23 protein-coding genes and 1 other annotated feature are annotated in these 24,133 nt (G+C 38.2%); of the genes, 2 read left to right on the top strand and 21 right to left on the bottom strand.

Annotation, left to right across the window (positions count from 1 at the left end; all coding sequences use genetic code 11):
* Window positions 1-116: 116 nt before the first annotated feature.
* The 3 genes from merA to HMPREF3103_RS04485 all read right to left on the bottom strand — a co-directional run bounded on the left by merA (window position 117) and on the right by HMPREF3103_RS04485 (window position 3,622).
* On the bottom strand, window positions 117-1,757 hold the full coding sequence (merA, locus tag HMPREF3103_RS04495; RefSeq protein ID WP_070437573.1) for a mercury(II) reductase: 1,641 nt from the start codon (window positions 1,755-1,757) through the stop codon (window positions 117-119).
* A 29-nt stretch (window positions 1,758-1,786) separates the two neighbouring features.
* A complete protein-coding gene (merR, locus tag HMPREF3103_RS04490; protein ID WP_070437570.1) occupies window positions 1,787-2,179 on the bottom strand; it encodes an Hg(II)-responsive transcriptional regulator in 393 nt (130 codons plus the stop codon).
* A 282-nt stretch (window positions 2,180-2,461) separates the two neighbouring features.
* Window positions 2,462-3,622, bottom strand: a complete 1,161-nt coding sequence (locus HMPREF3103_RS04485; protein ID WP_070437567.1) for a hydroxymethylglutaryl-CoA synthase — start codon at window positions 3,620-3,622, stop codon at window positions 2,462-2,464.
* Between the two features lie 229 nt (window positions 3,623-3,851).
* Here HMPREF3103_RS04485 and HMPREF3103_RS04480 point away from each other — a divergent pair, with 229 nt between their 5' ends.
* Window positions 3,852-5,042 (top strand): thiolase family protein, encoded by a 1,191-nt coding sequence (locus HMPREF3103_RS04480; protein ID WP_070437564.1) that lies wholly within the window; start codon window positions 3,852-3,854, stop codon window positions 5,040-5,042.
* Window positions 5,043-5,612: 570 nt separating this feature from the next.
* Here the strand turns inward: HMPREF3103_RS04480 and HMPREF3103_RS04475 are convergent.
* The gene (locus tag HMPREF3103_RS04475; RefSeq protein ID WP_246826957.1) at window positions 5,613-6,884 is read right to left on the bottom strand and encodes an Mbeg1-like protein; all 1,272 of its coding nucleotides are present in this window, start codon (window positions 6,882-6,884) and stop codon (window positions 5,613-5,615) included.
* A gap of 160 nt (window positions 6,885-7,044) precedes the next feature.
* Between HMPREF3103_RS04475 and HMPREF3103_RS04470 the strand changes: the two genes are divergently transcribed.
* Window positions 7,045-8,532, top strand: a complete 1,488-nt coding sequence (locus HMPREF3103_RS04470; protein WP_070437561.1) for a DUF1846 domain-containing protein — start codon at window positions 7,045-7,047, stop codon at window positions 8,530-8,532.
* A 263-nt stretch (window positions 8,533-8,795) separates the two neighbouring features.
* Here the strand turns inward: HMPREF3103_RS04470 and HMPREF3103_RS04465 are convergent, their stop codons facing one another.
* From HMPREF3103_RS04465 to HMPREF3103_RS04390, 17 genes are all read right to left on the bottom strand, one after another.
* A complete protein-coding gene (locus HMPREF3103_RS04465) occupies window positions 8,796-9,866 on the bottom strand; it encodes an ABC transporter substrate-binding protein (protein ID WP_070437558.1) in 1,071 nt (356 codons plus the stop codon).
* Complete coding sequence (locus HMPREF3103_RS04460; RefSeq protein ID WP_005607378.1) at window positions 9,863-10,699, bottom strand: ABC transporter permease; 837 nt, start codon at window positions 10,697-10,699, stop codon at window positions 9,863-9,865. The genes HMPREF3103_RS04465 and HMPREF3103_RS04460 overlap by 4 nt, the downstream gene beginning before the upstream one ends.
* Complete coding sequence (locus HMPREF3103_RS04455; RefSeq protein WP_049555318.1) at window positions 10,696-11,508, bottom strand: ABC transporter permease; 813 nt, start codon at window positions 11,506-11,508, stop codon at window positions 10,696-10,698. The genes HMPREF3103_RS04460 and HMPREF3103_RS04455 overlap by 4 nt, the downstream gene beginning before the upstream one ends.
* The gene (locus HMPREF3103_RS04450) at window positions 11,501-12,607 is read right to left on the bottom strand and encodes an ABC transporter ATP-binding protein (RefSeq protein ID WP_049555319.1); all 1,107 of its coding nucleotides are present in this window, start codon (window positions 12,605-12,607) and stop codon (window positions 11,501-11,503) included. Before HMPREF3103_RS04450 ends, HMPREF3103_RS04455 begins: the two co-directional genes overlap by 8 nt.
* Before the next feature lie 22 nt (window positions 12,608-12,629).
* A complete protein-coding gene (locus HMPREF3103_RS04445) occupies window positions 12,630-13,172 on the bottom strand; it encodes a helix-turn-helix domain-containing protein (protein ID WP_005607384.1) in 543 nt (180 codons plus the stop codon).
* A gap of 251 nt (window positions 13,173-13,423) precedes the next feature.
* On the bottom strand, window positions 13,424-14,266 hold the full coding sequence (locus tag HMPREF3103_RS04440) for an AraC family transcriptional regulator (protein WP_070437555.1): 843 nt from the start codon (window positions 14,264-14,266) through the stop codon (window positions 13,424-13,426).
* A 359-nt stretch (window positions 14,267-14,625) separates the two neighbouring features.
* Window positions 14,626-16,158, bottom strand: a complete 1,533-nt coding sequence (locus HMPREF3103_RS04435) for a metal ABC transporter solute-binding protein, Zn/Mn family (protein ID WP_070437552.1) — start codon at window positions 16,156-16,158, stop codon at window positions 14,626-14,628.
* A gap of 178 nt (window positions 16,159-16,336) precedes the next feature.
* Window positions 16,337-17,062, bottom strand: coding sequence for an amino acid ABC transporter ATP-binding protein (locus tag HMPREF3103_RS04430; protein WP_070437549.1), 726 nt, complete (start codon window positions 17,060-17,062; stop codon window positions 16,337-16,339).
* Entirely contained in the window at window positions 17,055-17,696 is a 642-nt protein-coding gene (locus HMPREF3103_RS04425; protein WP_070437546.1) for an amino acid ABC transporter permease, read from the bottom strand. Before HMPREF3103_RS04425 ends, HMPREF3103_RS04430 begins: the two co-directional genes overlap by 8 nt.
* A 15-nt stretch (window positions 17,697-17,711) precedes the next feature.
* Complete coding sequence (locus HMPREF3103_RS04420) at window positions 17,712-18,518, bottom strand: transporter substrate-binding domain-containing protein (RefSeq protein WP_070437543.1); 807 nt, start codon at window positions 18,516-18,518, stop codon at window positions 17,712-17,714.
* Window positions 18,519-18,562: 44 nt separating this feature from the next.
* Window positions 18,563-18,778, bottom strand: a binding site (T-box leader).
* 79 nt (window positions 18,779-18,857) lie between these two features.
* A complete protein-coding gene (locus tag HMPREF3103_RS04415) occupies window positions 18,858-19,256 on the bottom strand; it encodes a hypothetical protein (protein WP_070437795.1) in 399 nt (132 codons plus the stop codon).
* Between the two features lie 111 nt (window positions 19,257-19,367).
* A complete protein-coding gene (locus tag HMPREF3103_RS04410) occupies window positions 19,368-20,318 on the bottom strand; it encodes a metal ABC transporter substrate-binding protein (protein ID WP_070437540.1) in 951 nt (316 codons plus the stop codon).
* Complete coding sequence (locus HMPREF3103_RS04405; RefSeq protein WP_005607400.1) at window positions 20,311-21,144, bottom strand: metal ABC transporter permease; 834 nt, start codon at window positions 21,142-21,144, stop codon at window positions 20,311-20,313. Before HMPREF3103_RS04405 ends, HMPREF3103_RS04410 begins: the two co-directional genes overlap by 8 nt.
* Window positions 21,137-21,871: a metal ABC transporter ATP-binding protein gene (locus HMPREF3103_RS04400; RefSeq protein ID WP_070437537.1), complete on the bottom strand. Its 735-nt coding sequence runs from the start codon at window positions 21,869-21,871 to the stop codon at window positions 21,137-21,139. The genes HMPREF3103_RS04405 and HMPREF3103_RS04400 overlap by 8 nt, the downstream gene beginning before the upstream one ends.
* 208 nt (window positions 21,872-22,079) lie before the next feature.
* Entirely contained in the window at window positions 22,080-22,787 is a 708-nt protein-coding gene (locus tag HMPREF3103_RS04395) for a glucosamine-6-phosphate deaminase (protein WP_070437534.1), read from the bottom strand.
* A 200-nt stretch (window positions 22,788-22,987) separates the two neighbouring features.
* Complete coding sequence (locus HMPREF3103_RS09685) at window positions 22,988-23,110, bottom strand: hypothetical protein (RefSeq protein WP_255202262.1); 123 nt, start codon at window positions 23,108-23,110, stop codon at window positions 22,988-22,990.
* A 140-nt stretch (window positions 23,111-23,250) separates the two neighbouring features.
* A complete protein-coding gene (locus HMPREF3103_RS04390) occupies window positions 23,251-24,132 on the bottom strand; it encodes a hypothetical protein (RefSeq protein WP_070437532.1) in 882 nt (293 codons plus the stop codon).
* Window position 24,133: the final 1 nt, after the last annotated feature.

Here is a 24,133-nt window from a genome sequence, read left to right as displayed (position 1 = left end):
TAGATTTGATGTCGAAATCATCAGTGTTAAATTATTTTTGTGACCACAAATGCACTTAGAAAATCCCTTAAAGCATTAGCTGGTTCACTTGAATAGGGAGTTGTAAAAAAGTTCCCTTAGCCTGCACAACAAGATAATTTCGAAATATCTTTATCGAACGTAAGTGCAACTAATTTTAGCCCTTCAGCCATTGTTAAATATGGTGCTAGGGTTTCTGTTAAATCTTCTATCGTTAAGCCAAATTTAACAGCTAATGATGCTGCATAGATGACATCTCCTGCATTTTCAGATACAATATGAACCCCTAATACTTTTAGTGTTTCTGCATCTGCTACTAGTTTAAATACACCGGTTGTTTCACGGTTTATAATTGCTCTTGGAACAGCATCTAAAGGTAATACAGATGTCTTCACATCATACCCTTTCTCTTTTGCTTGTTCTTCTGTTAAACCAACCGTTGCAACCGTCGGATTCGTAAACGTAACAGCAGGAACTACCGATAAATCTATTTTTTTGTTTAATCCACCAATAGCATTATCAGTAATAATTCCACCTTCATAGGCTGCTACATATACAAATTGTGGTCCTAAAGTCACATCTCCTGCTGCATAAATCTTTTCATTACTTGTTTGACCAAAATCATTGATCAGGATTTCATTATTTTTTCCAGTTTCAACACCTGCTGCACTTAAATTTAAAGAATCCGTATTTGGTTTTCTTCCAGTGGCAACAAGTAACTGATCTGATTCAATGACTTCTCTACTGCCATTTACTGTTACGTAAACCCTTTTTATCTCTCCACTTTGTTCAACACGCTCAAAAGTTGCCCCTTTGACAAGGTTTATTCCCTGTTCAATTAACGCTTTTTCAACTGACTCTGAAATCTCAGGATCATACTCCTTTAAAAGTCGCTCACTTCTTTGCATAAGCGTTATTTCTGAACCTAAATGATGAAATAGTTGTCCAAGCTCCATTCCAATGTATCCTGAACCAATTACAGTTAATCGTTTTGGTATTTTCTTTAACTCAAGAAGTGTTGTACTAGTTAAATAGTCCATTTTTTCAAGTCCTGAAATTTGGGGCAACGAAGGCGATGCACCTGTTGCAATTAAAAAGCGTTTTGCAGATAACTTTGTCCCATTGACCTCAACCGTACTAGCATCAACGAATTTTGCTTCACCTTTAATTAAATCAAAATTATATTCATCAATTAAATCCATATATTTTTGATTCCGAAGTTCGCTCACCAATTTATCCTTTTGCGTGATTAAACTAGCTAAATCCACTTCTCCAGCGGATGTTTGTAAACCTATAAACGGATTGTCTTTTGATAAATGATTGATTTCCCCTGCCCTAAGAAGAGTTTTTGACGGAACACAGCCAATATTCACACAGGTTCCCCCAACCGTTCCACGCTCAATCATTCCAACTTTTGCACCGTATTCTATAGCTTTAATTGCCGAAGAAAAGGCAGCAGCACCAGAACCAATAATAAGAAGGTCATAATTGTCTTCATTAATTAACGCCACGTTTTCTAGTGATGATACTTCTTCAATTTCTCCGGCTTGGTAATTTGCTTCATCAATCGCCTTTATTGCACTTTCAACCTCAATATCATCGGGCAGTTCAAATACTGCTTCACCACGACGATAACTAGACTCAATATTTTTAGCACCTATCTTTTCAAGTGCTGATTCTACGTGTTTTTCACAACCCGTACAAGTCATTCCTGAAATGTTTACCTTAAATTTATTCATAAAAAAAGCTCCTTTCGTTAATTAATCTCTCATGTTAATGTTTCTATTATTGGACACGAATGTAATTTCTTTTCATCTGGACATCGTTGTTTTAAGTCGTCTAACATAGTTTCAATTCGTTTTAAATCCTCTATTTGTTTTTGCACTTCCTTTTGTTTTTTAGAAACAAATTCGAACATATCTTGACAACGAACTTCATCTTTATCTACAACACCAAGTAATTTATAAATCTCGCTTAAAGAGAAACCAAGTTCCTGTATTCGTTTAATAAACCCAACACGCTTAACGTCATCATATGAATATATCCGATAACCAGCTTCCGTTCGGTGAGGTTCTTGTAATAAATCTTTTCGCTCGTAATATCTGATCGTTTCTTTATTAACTCCACATTTATCTGCAAACTCACTAATGCGATAAATCATCTTATTTCACCCCCTGAATATTATAAACCATGTACCATAGTACACGGTCAAGTAAATTGGACTATTTTATTTTTTCCCAAAGTATCACTCGTATGTGATTGATACTTTTATATAATACTATTGATTATCCTAACATCCCACCAGAAAATCCGATTTAAACACCAGTTGTTTTTAAACTATTAAGAAAGTAATTCCACTATATATTCCGAAGACCCTTTTATTTTTGCAGTCTTGCACTCAATAAAAAAACCGTAACCTTGGAGGCTACGGTCGGTTGTTTGATTATTTTATAGTATATTGTCTTTCGTGATTTTTTACTCCTGTGAGTGTCACTGGGCTATTGTCTTCACGTGTGAAAGTTTGTTCACCGCTAGAATCGACAACTTCCATAAAGATTTCTTCGTATTCTTCAACAGTTAACATTTTACGGTTTTCAAGCAAAGCCTTATTTTCCGCAATATGCAATTGATTTTCGAATCCTTCAACTAATTCCCCAGCAAAGAATTCCCCAACTGCTCCTGAACCATAGCTAAAGAATCCGATGCGGTCTCCAGCTACTAGCACAGAACTGTTTTCTAATAGCGAAATAAAACTTAGGAATAATGATCCTGTATAAATATTTCCGACATGACGGTTATAAATAGACGCTTCTTGGTATCTTGCCGTGAAACGTTCTCTTTCTTCTTCGCTCATTTCTTCTAAGAACGGTTTGAAAGCTTTCATCCCCATCTTCGTATACGGTAAGTGGAAGCAAATGGCCTCGAAGTCCGAAAACTCGCAATGAGTCTTTTCTTGATAGTTCTTCCACACTTCAGAGAAGAAACGGATGTACTGTTCATTTGAAAATTGACCATCTACTAATGGATAGGCTTCATAGTTCGGTCTCCAAAAGTCCATTACGTCATCCGTAAATAAGCTTGTTTCATTGTCTAAAACTAATAAACGTGGCGACTCAGAAACAACCATGGCTACCGCACCAGCTCCTTGAGTAGGTTCTCCACCTGAATTCAATCCATATTTAGCGATATCACTAGCAATGACCAATACTTTTGATGAAGGGTTTAATGCGATATGCCCTTTTGCTAATTGAAGGGCTGCTGTTGCCCCATAACATGCGTGTTTTAATTCTACGCTTCGAACACGGTTAGATAACCCTAACATCCGTTGCATATAAACTGCAGCTGATTTCGATTGATCAATTCCTGTTTCTGTTCCAAATAAAATCATATCAATAGATTCGCGGTCAGCATCATCAATAATCGATAAAGCTGCATTTGCGGCTAAAGTCACGATGTCTTGTGTGACTGGAGCTACTGCCATTGTAGACTGTCCAATGCCAATCGTGTATTTAGCTGGCTCTACTCCACGAGCAACTGCCAATGTTTCCATATCTAGTGCAGTCGGTGGCACAAAAAAGCCAATCTTATCTATTCCTATATTCATTGTTGTTCTCCTTTACGAAAAAGCCCTAACCACATGTTGGGCTTCTTGTTCTTTCTTAGCAACAACTATACTAGCAAAAAATTGCCGTCTGGACAATTGAATTTACTATTTGTTCTATAATTTAAACAATTCTTTACTATTTAGAACGATTAAAAATTAGGTTTTAGAAGCAAAATCTTATAAAATAGTGGAGATGAAAGTGAATCTACTATAGAAAGGAATCAAAGATATGAACGGAAATGATATTGTCATTGTCAGCGCCACACGGACTGCCATTGGTAAATTCGGAGGACAATTTGCTACAACCTCTGCGATTGAATTAGGAACAGCGGTAGCAAAATCCGCGATCGAAAAAGCCAAATTATCTCCCGACCAAATTGATACAGTAATTTTCGGAAATGTTTTACAAGCTGGACTTGGTCAGAACCCTGCTCGACAAGTAGGATTAAAAGCCGGTCTACTCCATTCTAGTACAGCCTTAACGGTCAATGAAGTTTGTGGTTCTGGATTAAAAGCCATTATTCTTGCAGCACAATCCCTTCGACTAGGAGATGCTAAAATTGTCTTAGCCGGCGGTATGGAAAATATGAGTTTAGCACCTCATTTATTACAACAACGCTTTGCTCCAAAAAACGGACCAGTTACTTTAGTCGATTCATTATTTAATGATGGGTTAACAGACGCCTATTCAACGGATGCAATGGGCATTACCGCAGAAAATATCGTTGAAAAATACGGATTTACACGCGAAGAACTCGATGTTTTTGCCCTTTCTTCTCAACAAAAAGCTGCTAAAGCACAAGAAGAAGGACGTTTCGAGAAAGAAATCACCCCCGTCGCTGTCTTCAATCGTAAAACAAAATCTGACGATTTCAAAGCTAGCGATGAATTCATCCGTGCAAACACAACACTGGAAAGTCTTTCCGGATTAAAACCTGCCTTCAAAAAAGACGGAGTGGTTACTGCTGGAAACTCTTCAGGAATCAATGATGGAGCTGCTTGTGTCATTATGACAACTCGCGAATATGCCAAAGAATTGAATCTACCTATTCTAGCAACTCTAAAAGGATATGCAGAAGCAGGTGTAGATCCTGCAATCATGGGGATTGGACCTGTTCCAGCGATTGAAAAATTAGTAGCACGCATCCGCATCCCGCTTGAAAAAGTGGATATCTTCGAACTGAATGAAGCCTTTGCGGCACAAAGTATGGCCGTTATTAAAGACTTGAAAATCCCAAATGAAAAAGTAAATCCATTCGGTGGTGCCATTGCACTAGGACATCCAATCGGTGCTTCTGGCACACGTATCGTTGTCACACTGATTAATGCTCTCGAACAACTAGACGGTAAACTCGGCGTTGCTTCACTTTGTGTGGGCGGCGGAATGGGCGTTGCCATCGCAATTGAACGCGAACAATAATAGAAAAAATGAGAGTTGTCCAAAATTCACTTATAAGTGAATTTCGGGCAACTCTCTTTTTTCTTTTTAACTATCGAAAGTACGAAGAAAGAAATCAATATAAAGATTACGAAGAACCTGACGTATTCTATAATAGCAGTAACGTAAATCCGCATTAAAACGAGGGAGAAAGACAGAAATGCCCTAGATTCAATTGCATCTAGGGCATTTTGTTTTCTTTCCCCTACAAAGTTGAATAGGAATGAGATAGCTGTTTACAGCTAAACTCATTCCATTCAACCACTGTGCTAAAAGGGCGTAGGAGTTTATTCCGTAGTTAAAACACTTTATAAAGTTAGACGCAGTAGCTGATTGAATCAAGCTTCATCACTTGTGATTCGCTTAATCCTAATCAGCCTTGCGGGGGTAAGACTACAAAGCAAACATGACTCACACTGTGAGTCATGTTTTGTCTTTGGTCTTACTTCCTTTTTGAGTATTTAAAGGTGAGAGACTTCGGCTCGAACCGGTGCAACGTTACAGCTATTATAAAGATATCCGTGAAGATTCGAAGTAATCCTATAACTTAATTTATTTCTCTTCGTGTTTCTTTTGTTCGTGTCGGTGTTGATAGTATTCTCGAATCTCTTCATTCTCCTGGCTTGCCTGATATGTAATCGAAATTCCTTCTTTTTTCCAATGAATGCTCGTTAAAATATCATCCCAGCTCGGAAATTCGATGTTAAATGTATCCGCAAAACTAATGGAAGCTCTCCATACATCGAAGCGAGTCTGTAGTAAAAGCAAGGCTACTCGAGTGAGTAGTTCACGTTTTTCTTCATCCATTTGCCCCGCAGCTTTGAAGAACTCCTGAACATAATGCATAAATTTGCCAAACACATCATTAATCGTATCCAAACCAATCGTAAAAAGAAGCTCGAAGAACACGTCCCAGAACAGTTCTAGTTCTTCATCACTCACTTCTTCAGTCCATTTTTTAAACGTTTGGTCATTTAATTGGCTGTTTTTCGTCAAATGATCCATCGTCACAAATTGTCCATTTTCAATTTCCCATGTCAAAGCGCTATGCTGGAGAGCAGCAAAGGCATTACTTTTGACTATGACATAAGGAATTTCAGATTCCAAAAGCAATCCAACCAACGCATCTTGAGGAATGTAACGCATCGCTAACGGAACCACTGCGCGATAGCCTTCCGTTTCTAAAATCGAACGGTGTAATCCTGGAGAATCAAAACAGAAGATTTTCCCCAATCTTGATTGAACTTCTTTCTCTTGGGTAGAGGCAGCATATAAGGCTAGATTTCCTCCTTTTGAATGTCCTGACAGGATGATTTCCCCATCGAACAACTTCGCCTGTTGCTCCAAATATTCCTTGGCATCTTTGTGCGCTGGAATCACTGGAGAATATGTCATCATAAAGTCTTCTTTCCAACCAATCAGCGTTTCATCTGTTCCGCGGTAAATCACGATGCGCACGTTGGGATTTATTTCCACTGTAAATGCGGCGAATTGTTTAGTAATATCTGAGTCCACTTCGCTCTTCATCCCGAAGAACTTAAGGGATTGATATCGTTTCGCTTTTCCAATTTCCTGCGTTAAATCGACTCTTTCTTGCGTAATCATCATCGGATTATCTCTTAATAATCGTTCCGCATTTTCTCCCATATGGTGAGCAATTTCTTCAACTGTTGAAAATTCTTTTCCACTCATATCTGAAGAAACGATCTCTTCTAGAGGTGAATATCCTAATTCCGTTAAGACAAGGGCGTCAATTTCAGAGAAAGGTCTCTCATCAAACGTGTCCTTTCCAAACTCTTGTACATAATTCATCATATTTTTCATTGAATCGTCCTCCATTAATTTGAGTGAGTCCAATACTATTTTACTCTGCCCTTATACCTCTTGCAACTCTTTTTCCTATGGGCTTTTTTTGCTGATTTTGTATAGAATTCCCCCTCCTATTTATGCTATACTACTGAAATGAATTGAAGGGGGTTGTCGTATGAAATTAGGATTTGATAGTGAGAAATATCTAGAAGAACAAAGTCAGTTCATTCTTCAACGAGTGAACGCTTATGACAAATTATATTTGGAATTTGGTGGGAAACTCATCGGTGATTTCCATGCAATGCGAGTATTACCTGGTTTTGACCCAGACGGAAAAATCAAATTACTCCACCGCCTAAGAGACAAAGCAGAGATTATCATCTGTGTATACGCTGGTGATATTGAACAAAACAAGATTCGCGGTGACCTTGGAATCACTTATGACCAAGATGTTCTCCGTTTAATGGACGACCTACACTATTGGGACCTCAAAATCAATAGTGTCCTCATCACTCGTTACACAGGGCAACCTGCAGCTACTCAATTTAAAAATTCCCTCGAGCGTCGCGGTATCAAAGTGTATACGCACGGTTATACAGAAGGTTATCCAATGGACGTTGAGACCATCGTGAGTGACGCAGGATATGGCGCAAATGAATTTATCGAAACGACTCGCCCACTTGTCGTCGTAACCGCTCCTGGTGCTAACAGTGGAAAACTAGCGACATGCTTAAGCCAGCTGTATCACGAAACCAAACGCGGTCGCCGTGCAGGATACTCTAAATTTGAAACCTTCCCTGTATGGAATTTACCGCTCAACCACCCTGTAAACGTAGCATATGAAGCAGCTACTGCCGACTTAGAAGATGTTAATATGATTGACACTTTTCACCTTGCGCATTACGGAGAAACAACGGTGAACTACAACCGAGACATTGAAGCATTCCCTCTATTACGCCGTATTTTGACGAAGATTTATGGTGACGCTCCAATCCCTTACAACTCTCCAACAGATATGGGTGTGAACCGCGTTGGATTTGCGATCACTGATGACGAAGTTGTTTGCGAAGCTTCTAATCAAGAAATCATTCGCCGTTACTACGCAGGTCAATGCGACTACAAACGCGGCATCGGAACTTTAGAAGCGGCTCAGCGTGGCAAATATATTATGGAAGAATGTGGCCTTTCTGCAAAGGATCGACCAGTCGTAGCTGTTGCCCTCGAAAAAGAGAAAGAAGTCAACGCTCCTGTCGTTTCACTCCAATTACCAACTGGAAAAATCATCACAGGTAGACAAACAGACACAATGACGGCTAGCGCTGCTTGCCTACTGAACTGCATCAAGGAGCTTGCAGAAATCGGAGACTCTATCCATCTCCTACCTCCAGTGATTTTAAACGCCATCGGGCAACTAGGACAAGACATCCTCAAACGCCAACGCCGTTCTCTAGACAGTAAGGAAGTTCTCATTGCTTTAAGCATTTCTGCAGTAACTAACCCTGCTGCAGAAGCTGCAAAAAATCAATTACAAAACTTACGCAACTTGCAAGCACATAGCACGGTCATCTTGCAAAAAGCTGACGAAGAAACCTTCCGAAACCTCGGAGTTATGGTTACTTGCGAACCAAAATTCGCCGGAACCAATCTTTATTACACAAACTAAGCTAAGCCCTCGTCCAATGGACGAGGACTTTTTTTATTGCACCCTTTTCGACTTTACACAAGCACAAACATCTTTCCACCTCTTAGCACATCCCAGCTCCCCTAGCCGTCCATACGACCTATTAGACTTTTCAACTCCTCTATTAAGAACTAGAACTTTAAAAGTCCGCACACTCTCCCTTTTTCATAAAAACCTTCGTTCCTTTTTTCATCATTCTTTTATTTTTTTGCACAAAAAAAGTCGAGAGCGTGTCTCGACTTTTCTTAGTTTCTAAAGATTTTGGCTTCTAAGAAGAGATCGTTGTAAAGGCCTAATAGGTCGGTTCCTAAGTTTTCGTAAACCTCCATCTTGCTCATCGCCTCTTCCGTCGGATAAAAACTCTCATCCGAAGTAATATCTTCCGGCAATAATGCTTGCGCATCTTTGTTTGGAGTGGCATATCCTACATATTTCGCATTTTGAGCCGCCACCTCGGGACGCAACATGAAGTTTATAAACGCATAGGCGCCTTCCTTATTGCCCACTGTTTTTGGAATGACAATATTATCAAACCATAAATTCGTCCCTTCGCTTGGAACTACGTAGGCGAGGTTTTCGTTTTCGCTCATCATTTTGGATGCCTCTCCTGAGAACGTCACCGCAATATTTGCTTCTTCTTGAATCATATATGTCTTCATTTCATCCGCAATAATGGCTTTCGCATTTGGCATTAAAGTCTTTAGGAACTTACCTGCCTCTTTCACAATGGTTTCATCTTTTTCGTTTAAAGAGTACCCTTGTGTTTGAAGTGCGATTCCCATCATTTCACGAGCGCCGTCAATGAATAAAATCGAATCTTTAAATTCTTCCTTCCATAAATCTCTCCACTCACTAATGGTTCCTTCTGGATAGACATTTTTATTGTATACAATCCCTAGAGTTCCCCAGAAATAAGGAATACTATACGTATTATCCGGGTCAAAAGACTGATGAAGGAAACGTGGATCAATGTGTTCGATGCCTTTGATTTTCGAATAATCTAATTTCTCTAATAGATTCTCTTGGACCATTTTATGAATCGTATATTCACTTGGAATAGCGACATCATAATTAGTTCCACCTTGCTTAATCTTGGTTAACATGGCTTCGTTCGAATCAAAGGTTTCATAGATAACTTTATATCCTGTTTCCTCTTCGAATTGAGCAATCAATTCTGGATCAATATAGTCTCCCCAGTTATAAACGATAATCGTTTCTGGGCTTCCAGCTGTCGCAGTTTCAAAGTTTTTACGAACTCCAAACAGCACAAGACAAGAAACTAAAATCGCTCCGATTAAAATCGTTAGTCGCTTCATAATGTGACTCCTTTCAATAAGTCACTCTCTGCATTCTTCCCATTTAATCGTTTTTGTTGGAACTTCTGAATGAAGTAATAGCCAATTACTAGAGATAAGGAGAATAGGAACATCAATGTACTTAAAGCATTGATTTCTAAACTAATCCCTTGACGTGCGCGTGAGTAGATTTCAACGGCAATCGTTGAGAATCCATTCCCCGTTACGAAGAATGTCACTGCAAAGTCATCTAGCGAATACGTGAAGGCCATAAAGAATCCACTCAAAATTCCTGGTGTAATCGATGGCAATACGATGCGTGTTAACACTTGAGAACTGGTTGCTCCTAAGTCACGAGCCGCTGTAATCATTGATGGATTCATTTCAGATAATTTTGGTAAAACCATTAACACGACAATTGGAATGTTAAAGGCGATATGTGCAAGTAATACAGACATAAATCCGAGTTTAAATCCAACCACTGTGAATAGAATCAATAAACTTGCCCCGATAATAACGTCTGGCGATACCATCAAAATATTGTTAAATCCTAATAGTACTTGCTTACGACGGTTTGAACGGATGTAATGGATCATGATGGCTCCAAGTGTTCCAATCACTGTCGCAATAAGTGATGATAATAGCGCAAGAATCAGTGTATCGAGCACAATCCCGATTAAACGCGTATCCGCTAGAACTGCTTCATAATGCTTGAAAGTAAACTCTTCAAAACCATTCATGCTTCCAGCACTGTTAAAGGAGTAAAAAATCAAGTAAAAAATAGGCGCATATAAGACGACAAATACAAACACTAAGTAGAGATTACTCCACTTGTTATTATTTTCTAATTTCATTCAGATACGCCTCCTTTTTTACGATCTCTTGTCACAAACATTAAAATAATCATCGCTACGATTAATACCACACCGATGGTTGAACCCATTCCCCAGTTTTGCGTTACGAGGAAGTGTTGCTCAACGGCTGTACCCAGTGTAATCACGCGGTTTCCTCCAATTAAACGGGTCAACATGAAGAGTGAGAGCGATGGAATAAATACCGCTTGTACACCACTTCGAACCCCATTCATTGTTAATGGGAAAATCACACGTCTGAAAGTATCCCATTTCGTCGCTCCTAAGTCACGGCTTGCCGCAATCAGAGAGCCTGGTAATTCTTCAATAGAGTTGAAGATTGGCAAAATCATAAATGGCAACTCGATATACGCTGCTACTGTTAAGAAACTGAAGTCTGTAAACAAGAACTCTTGTGGTGCAATTCCAAATAAGGAAAGGAATTGGTTAACCGTTCCTGTTTGACTAAAGATTCCAATAAATGCATAGGCTTTTAATAAGAGGTTCACCCATGTTGGCAAAATAATTAATAAGAGCCATAATTGTTTATGTTTTGTACGACTAAGGAAAAGCGCTGTTGGATAGCTAATTAGCAATGTCACTAGAGTGACTAGAAATGCATACCACACTGAGTTGAACGTCATTTCTAAATAGTTCCCTGATGCAAAATAGTTCGTGTAGTTTCCAAGCGTTACTTGTCCATTGATGTCGAAAAATGATTTATAAAAAATCATTCCAAGTGGTGTTACTACGAATAATAACAACCAAATAAAGTATGGAATGGAAAATAAGAAACGGGATTGTTTAGTCATTTTCTTCTACCTCGTCTTCGTAGCTTTCTAGACGAGCATCGAAGTCTTCTTCACTTTCTCCAAAACGCATTACGTGGATGTCTTGTGGTTCAAAGTATAAGCCCACTTTAGATCCTACTTCTGCTTTACGAGTAGAGTGAATCATCCATTCATTGCCATTTTCGTCATAACAGATGATTTCGTAGTGAACTCCGCGGAATAATTGAGTATCTACTTCAACCGTTAATTTTCCTTTTTCAATTGTCGTTAACGCTAAATCTTCTGGACGAATCACGATTTCAACTTTTTCGTTTGGACGCATTCCGGCATCGGCACACTCGAATTCTTTTCCAACGAATTCTACAAGGTAGTCTTCCTTCATGACCCCATCAACGATATTACTTTCACCGATGAAGTCCGCAACGAAGCGGTTGATTGGCTCATCGTAAATATCGACTGGTGTTCCTGATTGAATGACTTCCCCTTTACTCATTACGAAGATTTCATCACTCATCGCCAACGCTTCTTCTTGGTCATGCGTTACGAAGATAAATGTGATTCCTAAACGTTGTTGTAATTCACGAAGTTCATATTGCATGTCTGTACGAAGTTTTAAGTCTAGCGCTGATAATGGCTCATCAAGTAGAAGTACTTCTGGTTCATTAACAAGCGCACGCGCAATGGCTACACGTTGTTGTTGTCCACCAGACATTTGTGAGATTTCACGGTTTTCATAGCCCGATAATTGAACCATTTTTAAAGCGTCTGCCACTTTTTCTTTAATGATGTTTTCTGGTGTTTTCTTTAAGCGTAATCCAAACGCGATATTTTCGAACACATTCATATGTGGGAATAATGCGTAGTCTTGGAAAACGGTATTAACTTTACGTTTGTTTGGTGGAAGTTTTGTAACGTCCTCGCCGTTTAAAGTTACTTTTCCGTTTGATACATCTGTAAATCCAGCAATGATACGTAAAATTGTTGTTTTACCGCATCCTGAAGGCCCTAGTAATGTATAGAATTTTCCTTTTTCGATTTCGAAATTAATATTTTTTAATACGTGAGTATCCTCATAAAATTTGTTCACATTCTCAAATGAGATAATGGTGTTGTTTGACATTGCTAGCACCTAACTTTCTTTATTATAAATAGGAATCTGTTGCCACGACTAACACTTTAGAAGTCGTTTTACCGGCATTACTAATTTGATGTTTGGCTTTCGCCTCGAAATAGAACGATTCTCCCTTAGAAACTATTTCGACTTGTTTTCCGACTTTGACTTGAATAGAACCTTCAAGTACATACCCAAATGTCTCTGACAGTGAAGGTTGGAATGTTTTATACGCTCCCCCAACTTGAAACTCCAGAATCACGGGTTCCATCTCATGCTCATTCGAATCTGGGTTGAGCCATGTGACCGTAGTATGGTGTTTAGCATCTTCCATCATCGTCATATCTTCCTCACGGTATATCGTGAGGGCTTCTTCAGGACCTTCATCAAAAAAATCTGCAGCAGGACATCCTAATACTTCTAAAATATCGAAGAATGTATCCATGGATGGCGAGCTCAAATCATTTTCTAATTGAGAAATATATCCCTTTGACAAATCTGTTCTCTCCGCTAACTCTTCTTGCGTTAAACCCTTTTGAATTCGCAAGGCACGCAGTTGATGTCCGATTTCCATTGTCTTCTCCTTTTAAACTAATTGTTTACTAACACAAAGAGTATTATACATTAAGTTTAGTAATAGTCAACCGAAAGAACCTGAAAAAAACAGATTTTTTTAGAAGTTTTATTTGGCTTAAGATTGCTATTTTGTCAGATAGTTTTTAAAGGAGAGAAAGAGGCCAATTATCAAATATGATAATTGGATGGAAAATAAAAAAATCAAAATTAACTTTTAAGTTAATTTTGATTTTTTCTTTTTATTCAGTTTTATGCTTTTACAATTGGAATCCACAATTCCATTTTATAATCAGGACTCGTCATATCTCCTTCATAATAATATTCAAAGTCCGGAGCTCCTGAATGCATATAACCGTGCTCGGGCATAAAGACCTCCATTGCGTATTTCCATCCTTGATGAATACACTCTGGAACCGGACCTGTTAGTTCAATAATCGCATACTCTGCTTCGGGAACCTCAATTATGTCGAGACCAAGCTCCTCAGCTTTTTTTGAATCTGTAATCACATATCCCGCTAAATAATTAATCTCACTTGGATCTTGAACATCATGACACATCCCTACACTCTCTCCAGTTCCAATCTTAGCTAATTGTTCATGAGAGTATCTTGAATAGAACTCTCCCCATACACTTGGGCAAAGGGATGAATTGATGTTTTGTTTATTCAGACCTGCCACCGTAAAGGCTTTTTTGTTTTCTATCTTGATATTCATACTTCTTCCTCCTTTGACACTCAATGCCAATTGCAATCGTGAAACAATTTTAAACGGTTTCCCATGTCGTACTTCTGAAGGAGAAAATCCATGAAAATTCTTGAATGCCGCTCCAAATGAGTCTGAAGTTTCATAACCAAATCTAAATGCAATATCTATAATTTTTTCATTAGAATCTCGTAACACAATCGCAGCTTCTGTTAATCTCCTACTTCTGAGATAATCAGAGAGCGTGGTCTGCGTTAGAATTGAAAATAGCCGGCTAAACATTGGATACGAGTATCCAGATAAGGTTAAAATTTTTCTTTCATCAATATCCTCTTCTAGAACGGTCTCAAGGTAATCGATGGTTCGATTAAAAGAATGCATCATATTCATCTTCATTCCTCCTTCAACATTATTCTAAGCCTTTCTTTTTAAACATACCCTATATTTTTTGTACAAACTATCACTGAATTCGTTACTTCTATTATTTTCAACCATATTATACTAAATCATTGAACCGAAAAATAGTAGAGATTCTGTATAAACCAAAAGGGATTCGCCAAGCGAATCCCTTTTGGTTTTGATGAAGTTAAACTTGGGTGCGACCACTCACCCTCGCATCCTGTGTAGTTGAGTTCGTCTTCGCAGAAATCGCGTCCACTTCCCAAACCATACGCACATCGTCTTTAACGATGCTTGCGTTGGTTTGGTCCAGTGGTCGATTTCTAACCGCGAAGACTCACATCCTGTTTTTAATGAGCTAGCATTTCTTGTGCGATTTCTAATCCGCTTAGTTTTGTTGGGTAGTATGTTGGCCAGTTATCCATTTCTTCTAATAGTTTTTCTTGGCTTTCATTGCCCATGAAGATGTGGAAGTGCTCAGCTTTTACTGGAGCGATGTTATGGTCACTAAACTGAACATATTTTGGAGCACCTTCTACTGGTGTTACTGCTTCAAATAAGAAACGAACACCACGATTCCCTTTTTTATAAGTAAGAATCTTATAGCCAACATATTTATATTCAGCTTTGACCGTTGTTCCGTCTTCTTTTTTGAATTCCATTGTTTTATCAGTGATATTGATATTCGTGATATCTGATTTATATCCCTTAGTATAGTAGTCTTTGAATTCTTCTTTCGTCATTGTCTTTTTCAATTTTGCTTTATAATCAAAGACTTGATCTAAAGTTCCATCGACTAAATAAGGATAAACAGATTGCCATTCTCCTGCATAATCCGATAAAGTACGATCTTTCACGGCACTATCTTCAAAGTATCCATTATGAACCGTCTTGTTATCTGTCGTTTTTTCAGGTTGGATGTCTTTTCCTGGTTGATCTGTTGTTTTCTTCAAGGCTGCAAGATTTTCGCGCATTACTGAAATATAGTCTTCGCCTTTATCCATTTGCTCTTTCGTAAGAGACTCAATTGGATTTAAGATCGCAAGCTCGACACCTGTTTCATCGGCTAATGTTTTCGCAATTTTTTCAGATGCATTCTCTTCGAAGTAAATCACTTTAATGTCATTTTCTTTAACATATTTTGTTAATTCTGCTAGACGTGAAGCACTTGGTTCAGCTTCAGGTGAAATTCCTGTAATTCCGACTTGGTTGAGATTGTAATCTAATGCTAAATAACGGAACGCCGTATGTTGTGTCACAAAATTCTTTTGTTTCGCATCTTTAAATGCATTTGTGTAGTCATTATGCAATGCAGTTAATTTTTCAATGTACGCATTGGCATTTTTCTCAAATACTTCTTTACGATCTGGGAAAGCTTCGACTAATTGTTTTGTAATGTTTTGAACCATTTTAATCGCGCGTTCTGGAGATAACCACACATGCGGATCATATTCATGACTATGGCCTTCTTCCGAATGGTCATGATCATGTTCTTCTTCCTCTCCACCTGGTAGTAATACCATATCTTTTGTTGCACTAATTGGTTTTACTTTACTATCAGAGAGTGTCTTTAATACGGTTGGAATCCATGTTTCCATATATTCACTGTCATAAACTAGCGCATCCGCTTCACTCATTTTCGCAATTTCTTTGGCAGAAGGCTCGTAATCATGAGGTTCTACCCCTGCTCCAATCACTAGAGATACGTCTGCTTCATCCCCAACAATATTTTTGGTAAAGTCATAGATTGGATAAAACGTTGTTGAAATTTTTAGTTTTCCTTGTTTGGTTTGACTACTTGAAGTGTTTGAATTATTCGTAGCGCATCCAGCCACAACCAGTAAAAACAACATCAAAAATCCAATAAAGGTCGTTTTTTTCATGATAGTTTCGGTCCCCTTTTCTTAAATCGTAATTCTTACGTTTTGTATTGTAACACCTTCTAAATCTCTTTGCAAGAATTTTTTCTGAAAACAAAATGGAAACATCTTTGGTTTGGATGGAATCTTTTTCAATAAAAAAAGCCTTATCCACATCATCGCAGATAAGACTTCTCTTCTATTAGATTAATACTTTCGATAAGAACGATTGTGTCCGTTCCATTTGTGGATGTTCTAGGACCTCTTTTGGATGGCCTTCTTCTACAATCACACCACCGTCCATGAAGATTAGACGCGTTCCTACTTCACGGGCAAATCCCATTTCGTGCGTTACGACAACCATGGTCATGCCGCCTGCTGCGAGTTCCTTCATCACGTTGAGTACTTCACCGACCATCTCTGGGTCTAGCGCTGAAGTAGGCTCATCGAATAAGAGCACATCTGGTTCCATCGCAAGCGAACGTGCAATCGCGATTCTTTGTTTTTGTCCCCCAGATAAGGAGTTCGGATACACATCTGCTTTATCGGCTAAGCCCATTTTCTCAAGAAGCTCATGTGCTTTTTGTTCTGCGACCGCCTTGTCGATTTTCTTCAATTGGATGGGGCCAATCGTGATATTATCTAATACGGTTAAATGCGGGAATAAATTGAAATGCTGGAACACCATTCCTAAGTGTTGGCGTACGCTATCGAGGTCCACTCCTTTTTCATTAATGCATTGATCTTTGAAGAATACCTTCCCGCTAGTAGGCTCTTCTAATAAGTTTAGGCAACGTAAGAAAGTGGATTTTCCCGACCCAGAAGGCCCGATAATCACGAGCACTTCTCCTTGTTCGATATGAGTTGTAATCCCATTTAAGACTTGCTTGTCGCCGTATTGTTTTTTAATCTCTTCTGTTCTAATCACTGGCTTGTAACTTCCTTTCTAGTTTGTCCATAAAGAATGCTATCGTCGTTGTCATGACAAAGTATAAGAACGCCGTCATTAAGAGTGGAATAAATACGGTAAAGGTTGCCCCACGAACCGTATCCGAGCTGTACATTAAATCATGAATCCCGATTAAAGAGACGATGGAGGTTTCTTTAATTAAGGTTGCAAATTCATTCCCGATGGCTGGCAAAATATTTTTCATCGCTTGTGGTAATATAATTTGGCGCATCGCCATTCCTTTCGGCATCCCCATCGAACGAGCGGCTTCCATTTGTCCTTTATCCACTGATTGAATCCCACTACGGATGATTTCAGCGATATAGGCTGTCGTATTTACAGATACCGCAATCACTCCTGATAAGAAATCATTTAAATCAAGGACGGTTGCGAGTCCAAAATAGACTAAGTACAATTGAACCAATAGAGGAGTTCCACGAATAATATCAATGTACACTTTCGCTGCATTCGATAAAACCTTATGAGAACTCAAACGAGCAAGAGCCATTAGAGTCCCACAGCCAACCCCTACTACGACTGAGAAAAATGATAGCAAAATCGTTGTTGTCGCCCCTTCCATAAACAGGGGCCAATATTTGATGATTAATTCCATATTTTTTCCTTCTTTCTATTCAGACATTAAATTCGTATTGCGAATAATCGATTCTTTCAGTTTTCCTGAGGCTTCCAATGCATCGAGTACCTCTTGAACTTTTTTAAGGAAGACTTCATTCCCTTTTTGTGCGACTGCTGCAGTTCCCGCATCTTCACTTGGAATCTCAACAGAAGCCACTGTCAAGTCACTATTCGCTTTCACAAATTCATCAGCAGCAATATTATCCATAATCACGGCGTCTAGTTTTCCTTGTTGAAGTGCTAAAATCAAAGTAGGATTCTTTGGTTGAGAGGTCAAATTGGCACCCGTTAATGTATCCTTCACGATTCCCTCTTGCGAAGTTCCTTTTTGAGCTCCAACATTTGCTCCATCGAAAGCATCGATCGTTGTATATTTATCCGCATCCGTCTTCTTCACCACAGCGACCATATGGGAATCATAGTAAATATTAGAGAACGCCACTTCTTTACTACGCTCCTCAGTAGGAGTAATTCCAGCGAGAACTAAATCTACTTTTCCAGCTTTCATCGCCGCAATCAAGAAGTTAAATTCCATTTCTCTAATTTCTACTTCTACTCCTAAAGCTTCCCCGAGAGCGTTAGCAATATCGATATCAATTCCCACTACGGAATCTTTACCATCTTTCACATAATGCCATTCAAAAGGGGGATAGTCAGCAGTCGTCCCGATAACAATTTTCTTCTTCGTATAAATTCTATCTAACACTGCCGATCCTGTACTATTTTCTGTTGTTGGTTGTTGGGTACATGCTGCCAGTAAGCTAACTACTAGCATAAGCATTGCGATAATCTTCTTCATTTGAAACCTCCTTATAAAATAAAAACGCCCCTTATGCTAAACGCATAAGAGACGATGTCTGTCGTGGTACCACTCTATTTTGACGGGGAATTGCTTCCCGATCCTTTTGCTTGATAACGCATGTCCTGCGAAGATGGATACTAATTTCTCCATCTTTTCTACAAAGTGCGCTTCCAGAATTTCTAATCCGATGAGCTTCCACTCTACCTCATCTCGCTTTCGACGCCAAAATTCTGTACTCTCTTTGTCAATGAATTTAAGTATTTAAGTTGTTTTGTATTTTAGACCTATTTTTTTGGATTGTCAATTGAAAAATGAGAAAATCATTAAAATATGGTTTTATTTTCTTTCATGCTCCCTACTCGTCTCAATCTTTTCTTGCAATTTCCACCCAATCACCCAACCAATGACAAGCACATAGTTTTCAATTGCCCCAACGAGATTGACGAAGGTAGCTCCCTCCAAATAAGCAAGAAGATGATTCGTACCAATCCCTAATCCGCCTACCATTAGTGCTCCTAAAACGACTCTTAAATAAAACCAATCATACTTAACATTAACGGCCACTAAAATCATCAAAACCGCCAAATTCCAAAAACCAATTTCTCGTTGCCAACCAACAGCAACCCCGTATCCCGAGTGAGCTCCCATCACCTCAGGAAAGAAAATTTGATAAATCATCGCGCCTCCCATCGCCACGAATAGTATTATAAACAGTACTCTCAAAAATTTGTTCATCTTCTTCACCTCGTCATTCTTTATTTGATTTTTTATCTGATTTTCCAAAATAAAAGAGCCCCCCAGATTCTATCCAACGAATCGAATAGAAATCTAAGAAGCTCTTCTTGATTATTTGCTTAAACCTTCAATGATTTTATCTAGGTTCCATTTCATCATGCTGTAGTAGCTGTCTCCATCTTTTCCTTCTTCAGCAATTGAGTCCGTAAAGATTGTAGAGTGAATTGGTTTACCTGTTTCTTGAGATACAGTTTTCATTGGACGGTCATCCACACTACTTTCTACGAATAATGATGGAACTTTTGACGCACGTAATTGACGTACTAAGTTTGCGATTTGTTCTGGAGTTCCTTCTTCTTCTGTGTTGATTTCCCAGATATACGCTGATTTAATATCATAAGCTTTAGAGAAGTACTTGAAGCAGCCTTCACTTGTTACGATTAAACGTTTTTCTTCAGGAATTTTTGCGATACGTTGTTTAGCATCTTTATCTAACGCTTCTAGCTTTTCAACATAAGCTGCTAAATTCTTTTCATATGTTTCTTTGTTCTTTGGATCTTTTGCAATTAATTGTTTTGCAATGTTTTTAGCATAAATCACACCATTTTCGATATTTAACCATGCATGAGGGTCTTCTTTACCTTTTTCATTTTCCCCTTCAAGATAAATTACATCAACACCATCACTTACTGCAAAATAGTCTTTATCTGCAACTTTACCTGCATTTTTAACCATTTTTGTAAACCATGCATCTTCAGCATTTTCTAAGTTAATTCCATTATAGAAAATCAAGTCTGCTTTTTGAACCTTTTGAACATCTTCTGGTAATGGTTCATACTCGTGTGGGTCTTGCCCTACTGGAACGATACTATGTAAATCCACTAAATCTCCAGCGATATTTTTTGTCATATCATAAATAATAGAGTTTGTTGTCACTACTTGTATTTTTTTGTTTTCTGCCGTTGCAGATGTCGTTTGAGAACTATTCTCTTTACCAGTAGCGCATCCTGCAATCCCTAAGACAACAAGAGTAGCTACTAAAAGTTTCTTTATACTATTCATGAGATTTCCTTCTTTCTCTTTGTTTTGGTGAAATAATAAAGCTTACGACAAAAAGTGCTGCTGCTGTTAATACGATGGTTGACCCAATAGCGATGTTAAACGTATATCCAATAAACAATCCTAATATGGATGATAATGAACCAAATATCGCGGCTAAAATCAGCATTATTTTTAGACGATTTGAATATAAATACGCTGTTGCTGCAGGGGTAATTAGTAGTGCCACAATCATGACTGTCCCTACACTTTGCATTGCCGTAATGGATACTAGTGCTAATAGGAACATCAATAAGTAATGATAAAACTGTACGTTCATCCCTGTAGATTGAGCGAAAACTGGATCAAAACTCGTTACTTGTAATTCTTTAAAATACGCTAAAATAACGACGACTACAATCACGCTCACCACCAATGTAATGAGTAAATCAATATCTTGTACGGCTAAAATATTCCCGAATAAAATATGGAATAAGTCTGTTGAACTCTTCGCCACACCAATCAAAATAACTCCCAACGCTAAAAACGAACTAAAAGTAATCCCAATAGCGGTATCGCCTTTGATAGTACTATTTTGATTCACAAACGCAATTAGGAATGATGCTAATAACCCGAACACGAGGGCTCCGATAAAGAAGTTAATGCCTAAAATATACGACAACGCTACACCCGGTAATACCGCGTGAGAGATAGCGTCCCCCATTAATGACATTCCTCTTAGAATGATGAAGCATCCTAAAATTCCGGCAACCGCACCAATCACGACTGCTGAAACAAACGCATTTTGTAGGAAATGGAATTCCATTAATCCTTCAAAGAAATTATGCATGCTGCTCACCCCCTTGTGGAATATACACACTACCGCCGTATACATCATCTAAGTATTTCTTAATGAATACGTCTTCTGTTTTCCCAGAGGCTACAATCGCGTGTTTGACAAGAATCACCTGGTCAAAGTATTCTTTCACCTTCGATAAGTCATGGTTGACCATTAAAATAGTCTTTCCTTCCTCTTTCCATTTACGGATAATCGTCATAATGACTTTCTCACTAAGCATATCAATCCCTACAAATGGTTCATCAAGGAAAATATATTGTGCTTCTTGAACCATACAACGTGCTAATAATACACGTTGGAATTGACCACCAGAAAGAGCCCCGATTTGGCGAGATGCTAAATCAGTTAATCCCACTTCTTCAATGGCTGCATCGACCTTTTCCCAATCTTCTTTCGTCAATCGTTGCAATGGTTTCTTTTTAACAGTTCTTCCTAAAGCAACACACTCACGAATAGTGATTGGAAATGTAAAGTCAATCTGACTCTTTTGTTCGACATAGGCGATTTTTTGTAATACTTTTTTTGTGGGTTCTCCATCAATCAGAATTTCTCCTGATGATTGAATCAGTCCTAATATTGCTTTTAATAATGTTGATTTACCTGCACCATTTGGCCCGATAATCCCGGTAATAGTGGGTCCTTCAATGGTTGCATTACAATCTTTTAACACATGTGGTTGCATCGCGTATGATACCCCAACATTTTTAATCGTAATCAATGAATTCATCCTCTCATTTATGTAGATTCTACATTTATTAGGTTACCCTAAAAAAATAATTTCGTCAAGTGTTTTTTTAGGTTTACCAAAAACTTTTCAGAAAATTTTTGAAAACAAGCCTTTACCTGCTTAAATCAGCTGATTATCTCTCTTTTAAAAGCAGAAAAAGGCGCCTTCTGTTGCCTTGGAAGACGCCCTTTCAAACTCTTTATTTTGTTAATAATGCTGCAGCTGCTTCATCACAAATCACAGTCACTTTTGGATGTTTTTGTAAGATACTTGCTGGAACCTCTTCTGTAATTGGGCCTTCTACTAAGCCTTTAATCGCATGAATTTTCTTAGGTCCGAATGCAATCAGTACAATTTCTTTTGCATCCATAATCGATTGTAATCCCATTGAATAGGCATAGCGTGGAACATCCTCTTCTTTTTCGAAGAAGCGTTTGTTGGCTTCAATCGTTGACTCTGTTAAATGAACTTTATGTGTGCGTTGTGTAAACGGCGTACCTGGCTCATTGAATCCGATATGTGCGTTACTTCCAATTCCCAACAATTGTAAGTCCACTGGATTTTCTTGAAGAATACGTTCATAGCGTTCTACTTCCGCATCGACATCTTTGGCTAATCCATCTGGTAAATAGCTATGTTTGAATGGTTTTGCGTTGAATAATTGCTCTTTCATGAAATAATGATAGCTATGTTCATCTGTTGGCGCTAATCCGACATATTCATCTAAGTTTACGGACACTCGATCTGAAAAATCTAAATCGCTATTTCTAAGTAATTCATATAACCCAATTGGACTTGATCCAGTTGCCAACCCAAATACTTGCGCTCCTTCGCCGTGTGCACGTTTAAACACCTCAAAAGCTGCTTTTGCTCCCTCTTCTTGAGTTTTTACAACAATAACTTTCATAAATAATACCTCCCTGTATTCCCTTTCATAAAAGGGTTCTAAAAACATGAACAACTGCTCAACTCTATTCTAACAAAAATTTAGAGGTCTTTAAATAGCTAAATTCATTTTAGTTTATAAAATCTTCCCTATCTTACCGTAGAAATTCCTCTTTACGATATAAAGAGGAGAGTTGCCTCTCCTCACTTTTTTGGAACATCCTATAACCGGTTCCCTCTCTCAAGCTCGTGACGAACCGCTAATCGAATGACCCAGTAACAAGCGTAGATAAAGACTCCTGCTAGTACAAATCCTCCAAGAATCACTGGTAATCCTACATCCATATAGAGCACCTCCAATGAGACTCAAACCTTTTAAAACCGACATTCTACAACTTTATTATAGCATTCCACCTTTGAAATTCAATAGAGTCTCAACTTGAAATAGCAAAGAAAGACTATCCCATAAAAGGATAGTCTAACAATTATGATTTCGACATAAATCTAGCAAAGAACTTTCCATACCACTGCTCATTAGTAATATTAAAGTACTCTCTGTATTCTTTACGATACTTGAAGAAGTAAAATGCTCTCATAACCATCTTAATAGTTACTCCACCCATTAAGAGAAATACGAATGTAAACACCAAAAATAACAATCCAAACAAGAAACTCATAAGCCCTGGATTATCCTTACTAAATTCGCCAAAATTAAATGTCCAACGATTTAAAACAGACAATCCAATTAATATTCCCGCATATTTCTTTATAAAATAAACCAATGGAGTCCCCCAATTCTTGGTCTCCGTTTTTAGTTCAGTATATAGTATATTCTTAATTTCTATTACTCCATCCACAATAAACAATTTGAATAGAAAGACACAAACAACTAATTGCACTATAAAGGCAAGCATTCCAAATGCTCCAATCGTTAATCCAGCTGTTAAAGGTAATGTAGCTACTGCAATAACAAAGATAAACGAGATTATAAAAATCGTTCCATATAATAATTGATGTGCATAATTTATTTTTGGGAAAATATTAAAAACAACTAATACTGTATACAAAATAATAGCCCCTAGAATAATTGGTCTAAGGTAAAACCCTACTTCTCCAATTAGCGCACCTGTACTTTCAGAAGCCACTTGAATACTCGCAGGTGCATCTCTTAAACTATCCGGAAAGTGAATCCCTACACCATAAGTAATAATATCAGCCGCTAAAAACACTAACAAAGAAACTCTCTCCCAAAAACTCATAGAAGAAAATGATCCAATCTGCGTACCCTCTTCTGTCAGAATATCATCTTTTACAATCCTTTTTGATTGCTCGAAACTTGCCCCAAAAAGTTTATTTTTCCCTTGCATA

The sequence above is a fragment of the Granulicatella sp. HMSC30F09 genome (assembly GCF_001806915.1).
Taxonomy (GTDB): domain Bacteria; phylum Bacillota; class Bacilli; order Lactobacillales; family Aerococcaceae; genus Granulicatella; species Granulicatella adiacens.
This window is presented reverse-complemented; position numbering and strand designations above follow the sequence as displayed.

Excerpts from the sequence above, each read along its gene's own strand:
- HMPREF3103_RS04445 (WP_005607384.1), bottom strand. The coding sequence starts at position 13,172 with ATGGAAATCGGACATCAACTGCGTGCCTTGCGAATTCAAAAGGGTTTA.
- HMPREF3103_RS04410 (WP_070437540.1), bottom strand. The coding sequence starts at position 20,318 with ATGAATAGTATAAAGAAACTTTTAGTAGCTACTCTTGTTGTCTTAGGG.
- HMPREF3103_RS04475 (WP_246826957.1), bottom strand. The coding sequence starts at position 6,884 with ATGAAAAATATGATGAATTATGTACAAGAGTTTGGAAAGGACACGTTT.
- HMPREF3103_RS04405 (WP_005607400.1), bottom strand. The coding sequence starts at position 21,144 with ATGCATAATTTCTTTGAAGGATTAATGGAATTCCATTTCCTACAAAAT.
- HMPREF3103_RS04450 (WP_049555319.1), bottom strand. The coding sequence starts at position 12,607 with ATGTCAAACAACACCATTATCTCATTTGAGAATGTGAACAAATTTTAT.
- HMPREF3103_RS04465 (WP_070437558.1), bottom strand. The coding sequence starts at position 9,866 with ATGAAGCGACTAACGATTTTAATCGGAGCGATTTTAGTTTCTTGTCTT.
- HMPREF3103_RS04460 (WP_005607378.1), bottom strand. The coding sequence starts at position 10,699 with ATGAAATTAGAAAATAATAACAAGTGGAGTAATCTCTACTTAGTGTTT.
- HMPREF3103_RS04485 (WP_070437567.1), bottom strand. The coding sequence starts at position 3,622 with ATGAATATAGGAATAGATAAGATTGGCTTTTTTGTGCCACCGACTGCA.
- HMPREF3103_RS09685 (WP_255202262.1), bottom strand. The coding sequence starts at position 23,110 with ATGGATGTAGGATTACCAGTGATTCTTGGAGGATTTGTACTAGCAGGA.
- merA (WP_070437573.1), bottom strand. The coding sequence starts at position 1,757 with ATGAATAAATTTAAGGTAAACATTTCAGGAATGACTTGTACGGGTTGT.
- HMPREF3103_RS04395 (WP_070437534.1), bottom strand. The coding sequence starts at position 22,787 with ATGAAAGTTATTGTTGTAAAAACTCAAGAAGAGGGAGCAAAAGCAGCT.
- HMPREF3103_RS04455 (WP_049555318.1), bottom strand. The coding sequence starts at position 11,508 with ATGACTAAACAATCCCGTTTCTTATTTTCCATTCCATACTTTATTTGG.
- HMPREF3103_RS04470 (WP_070437561.1), top strand. The coding sequence starts at position 7,045 with ATGAAATTAGGATTTGATAGTGAGAAATATCTAGAAGAACAAAGTCAG.
- HMPREF3103_RS04435 (WP_070437552.1), bottom strand. The coding sequence starts at position 16,158 with ATGAAAAAAACGACCTTTATTGGATTTTTGATGTTGTTTTTACTGGTT.
- HMPREF3103_RS04415 (WP_070437795.1), bottom strand. The coding sequence starts at position 19,256 with ATGAACAAATTTTTGAGAGTACTGTTTATAATACTATTCGTGGCGATG.
- HMPREF3103_RS04425 (WP_070437546.1), bottom strand. The coding sequence starts at position 17,696 with ATGGAATTAATCATCAAATATTGGCCCCTGTTTATGGAAGGGGCGACA.
- HMPREF3103_RS04480 (WP_070437564.1), top strand. The coding sequence starts at position 3,852 with ATGAACGGAAATGATATTGTCATTGTCAGCGCCACACGGACTGCCATT.
- HMPREF3103_RS04420 (WP_070437543.1), bottom strand. The coding sequence starts at position 18,518 with ATGAAGAAGATTATCGCAATGCTTATGCTAGTAGTTAGCTTACTGGCA.
- HMPREF3103_RS04390 (WP_070437532.1), bottom strand. The coding sequence starts at position 24,132 with ATGCAAGGGAAAAATAAACTTTTTGGGGCAAGTTTCGAGCAATCAAAA.
- HMPREF3103_RS04440 (WP_070437555.1), bottom strand. The coding sequence starts at position 14,266 with ATGAATATGATGCATTCTTTTAATCGAACCATCGATTACCTTGAGACC.
- merR (WP_070437570.1), bottom strand. The coding sequence starts at position 2,179 with ATGATTTATCGCATTAGTGAGTTTGCAGATAAATGTGGAGTTAATAAA.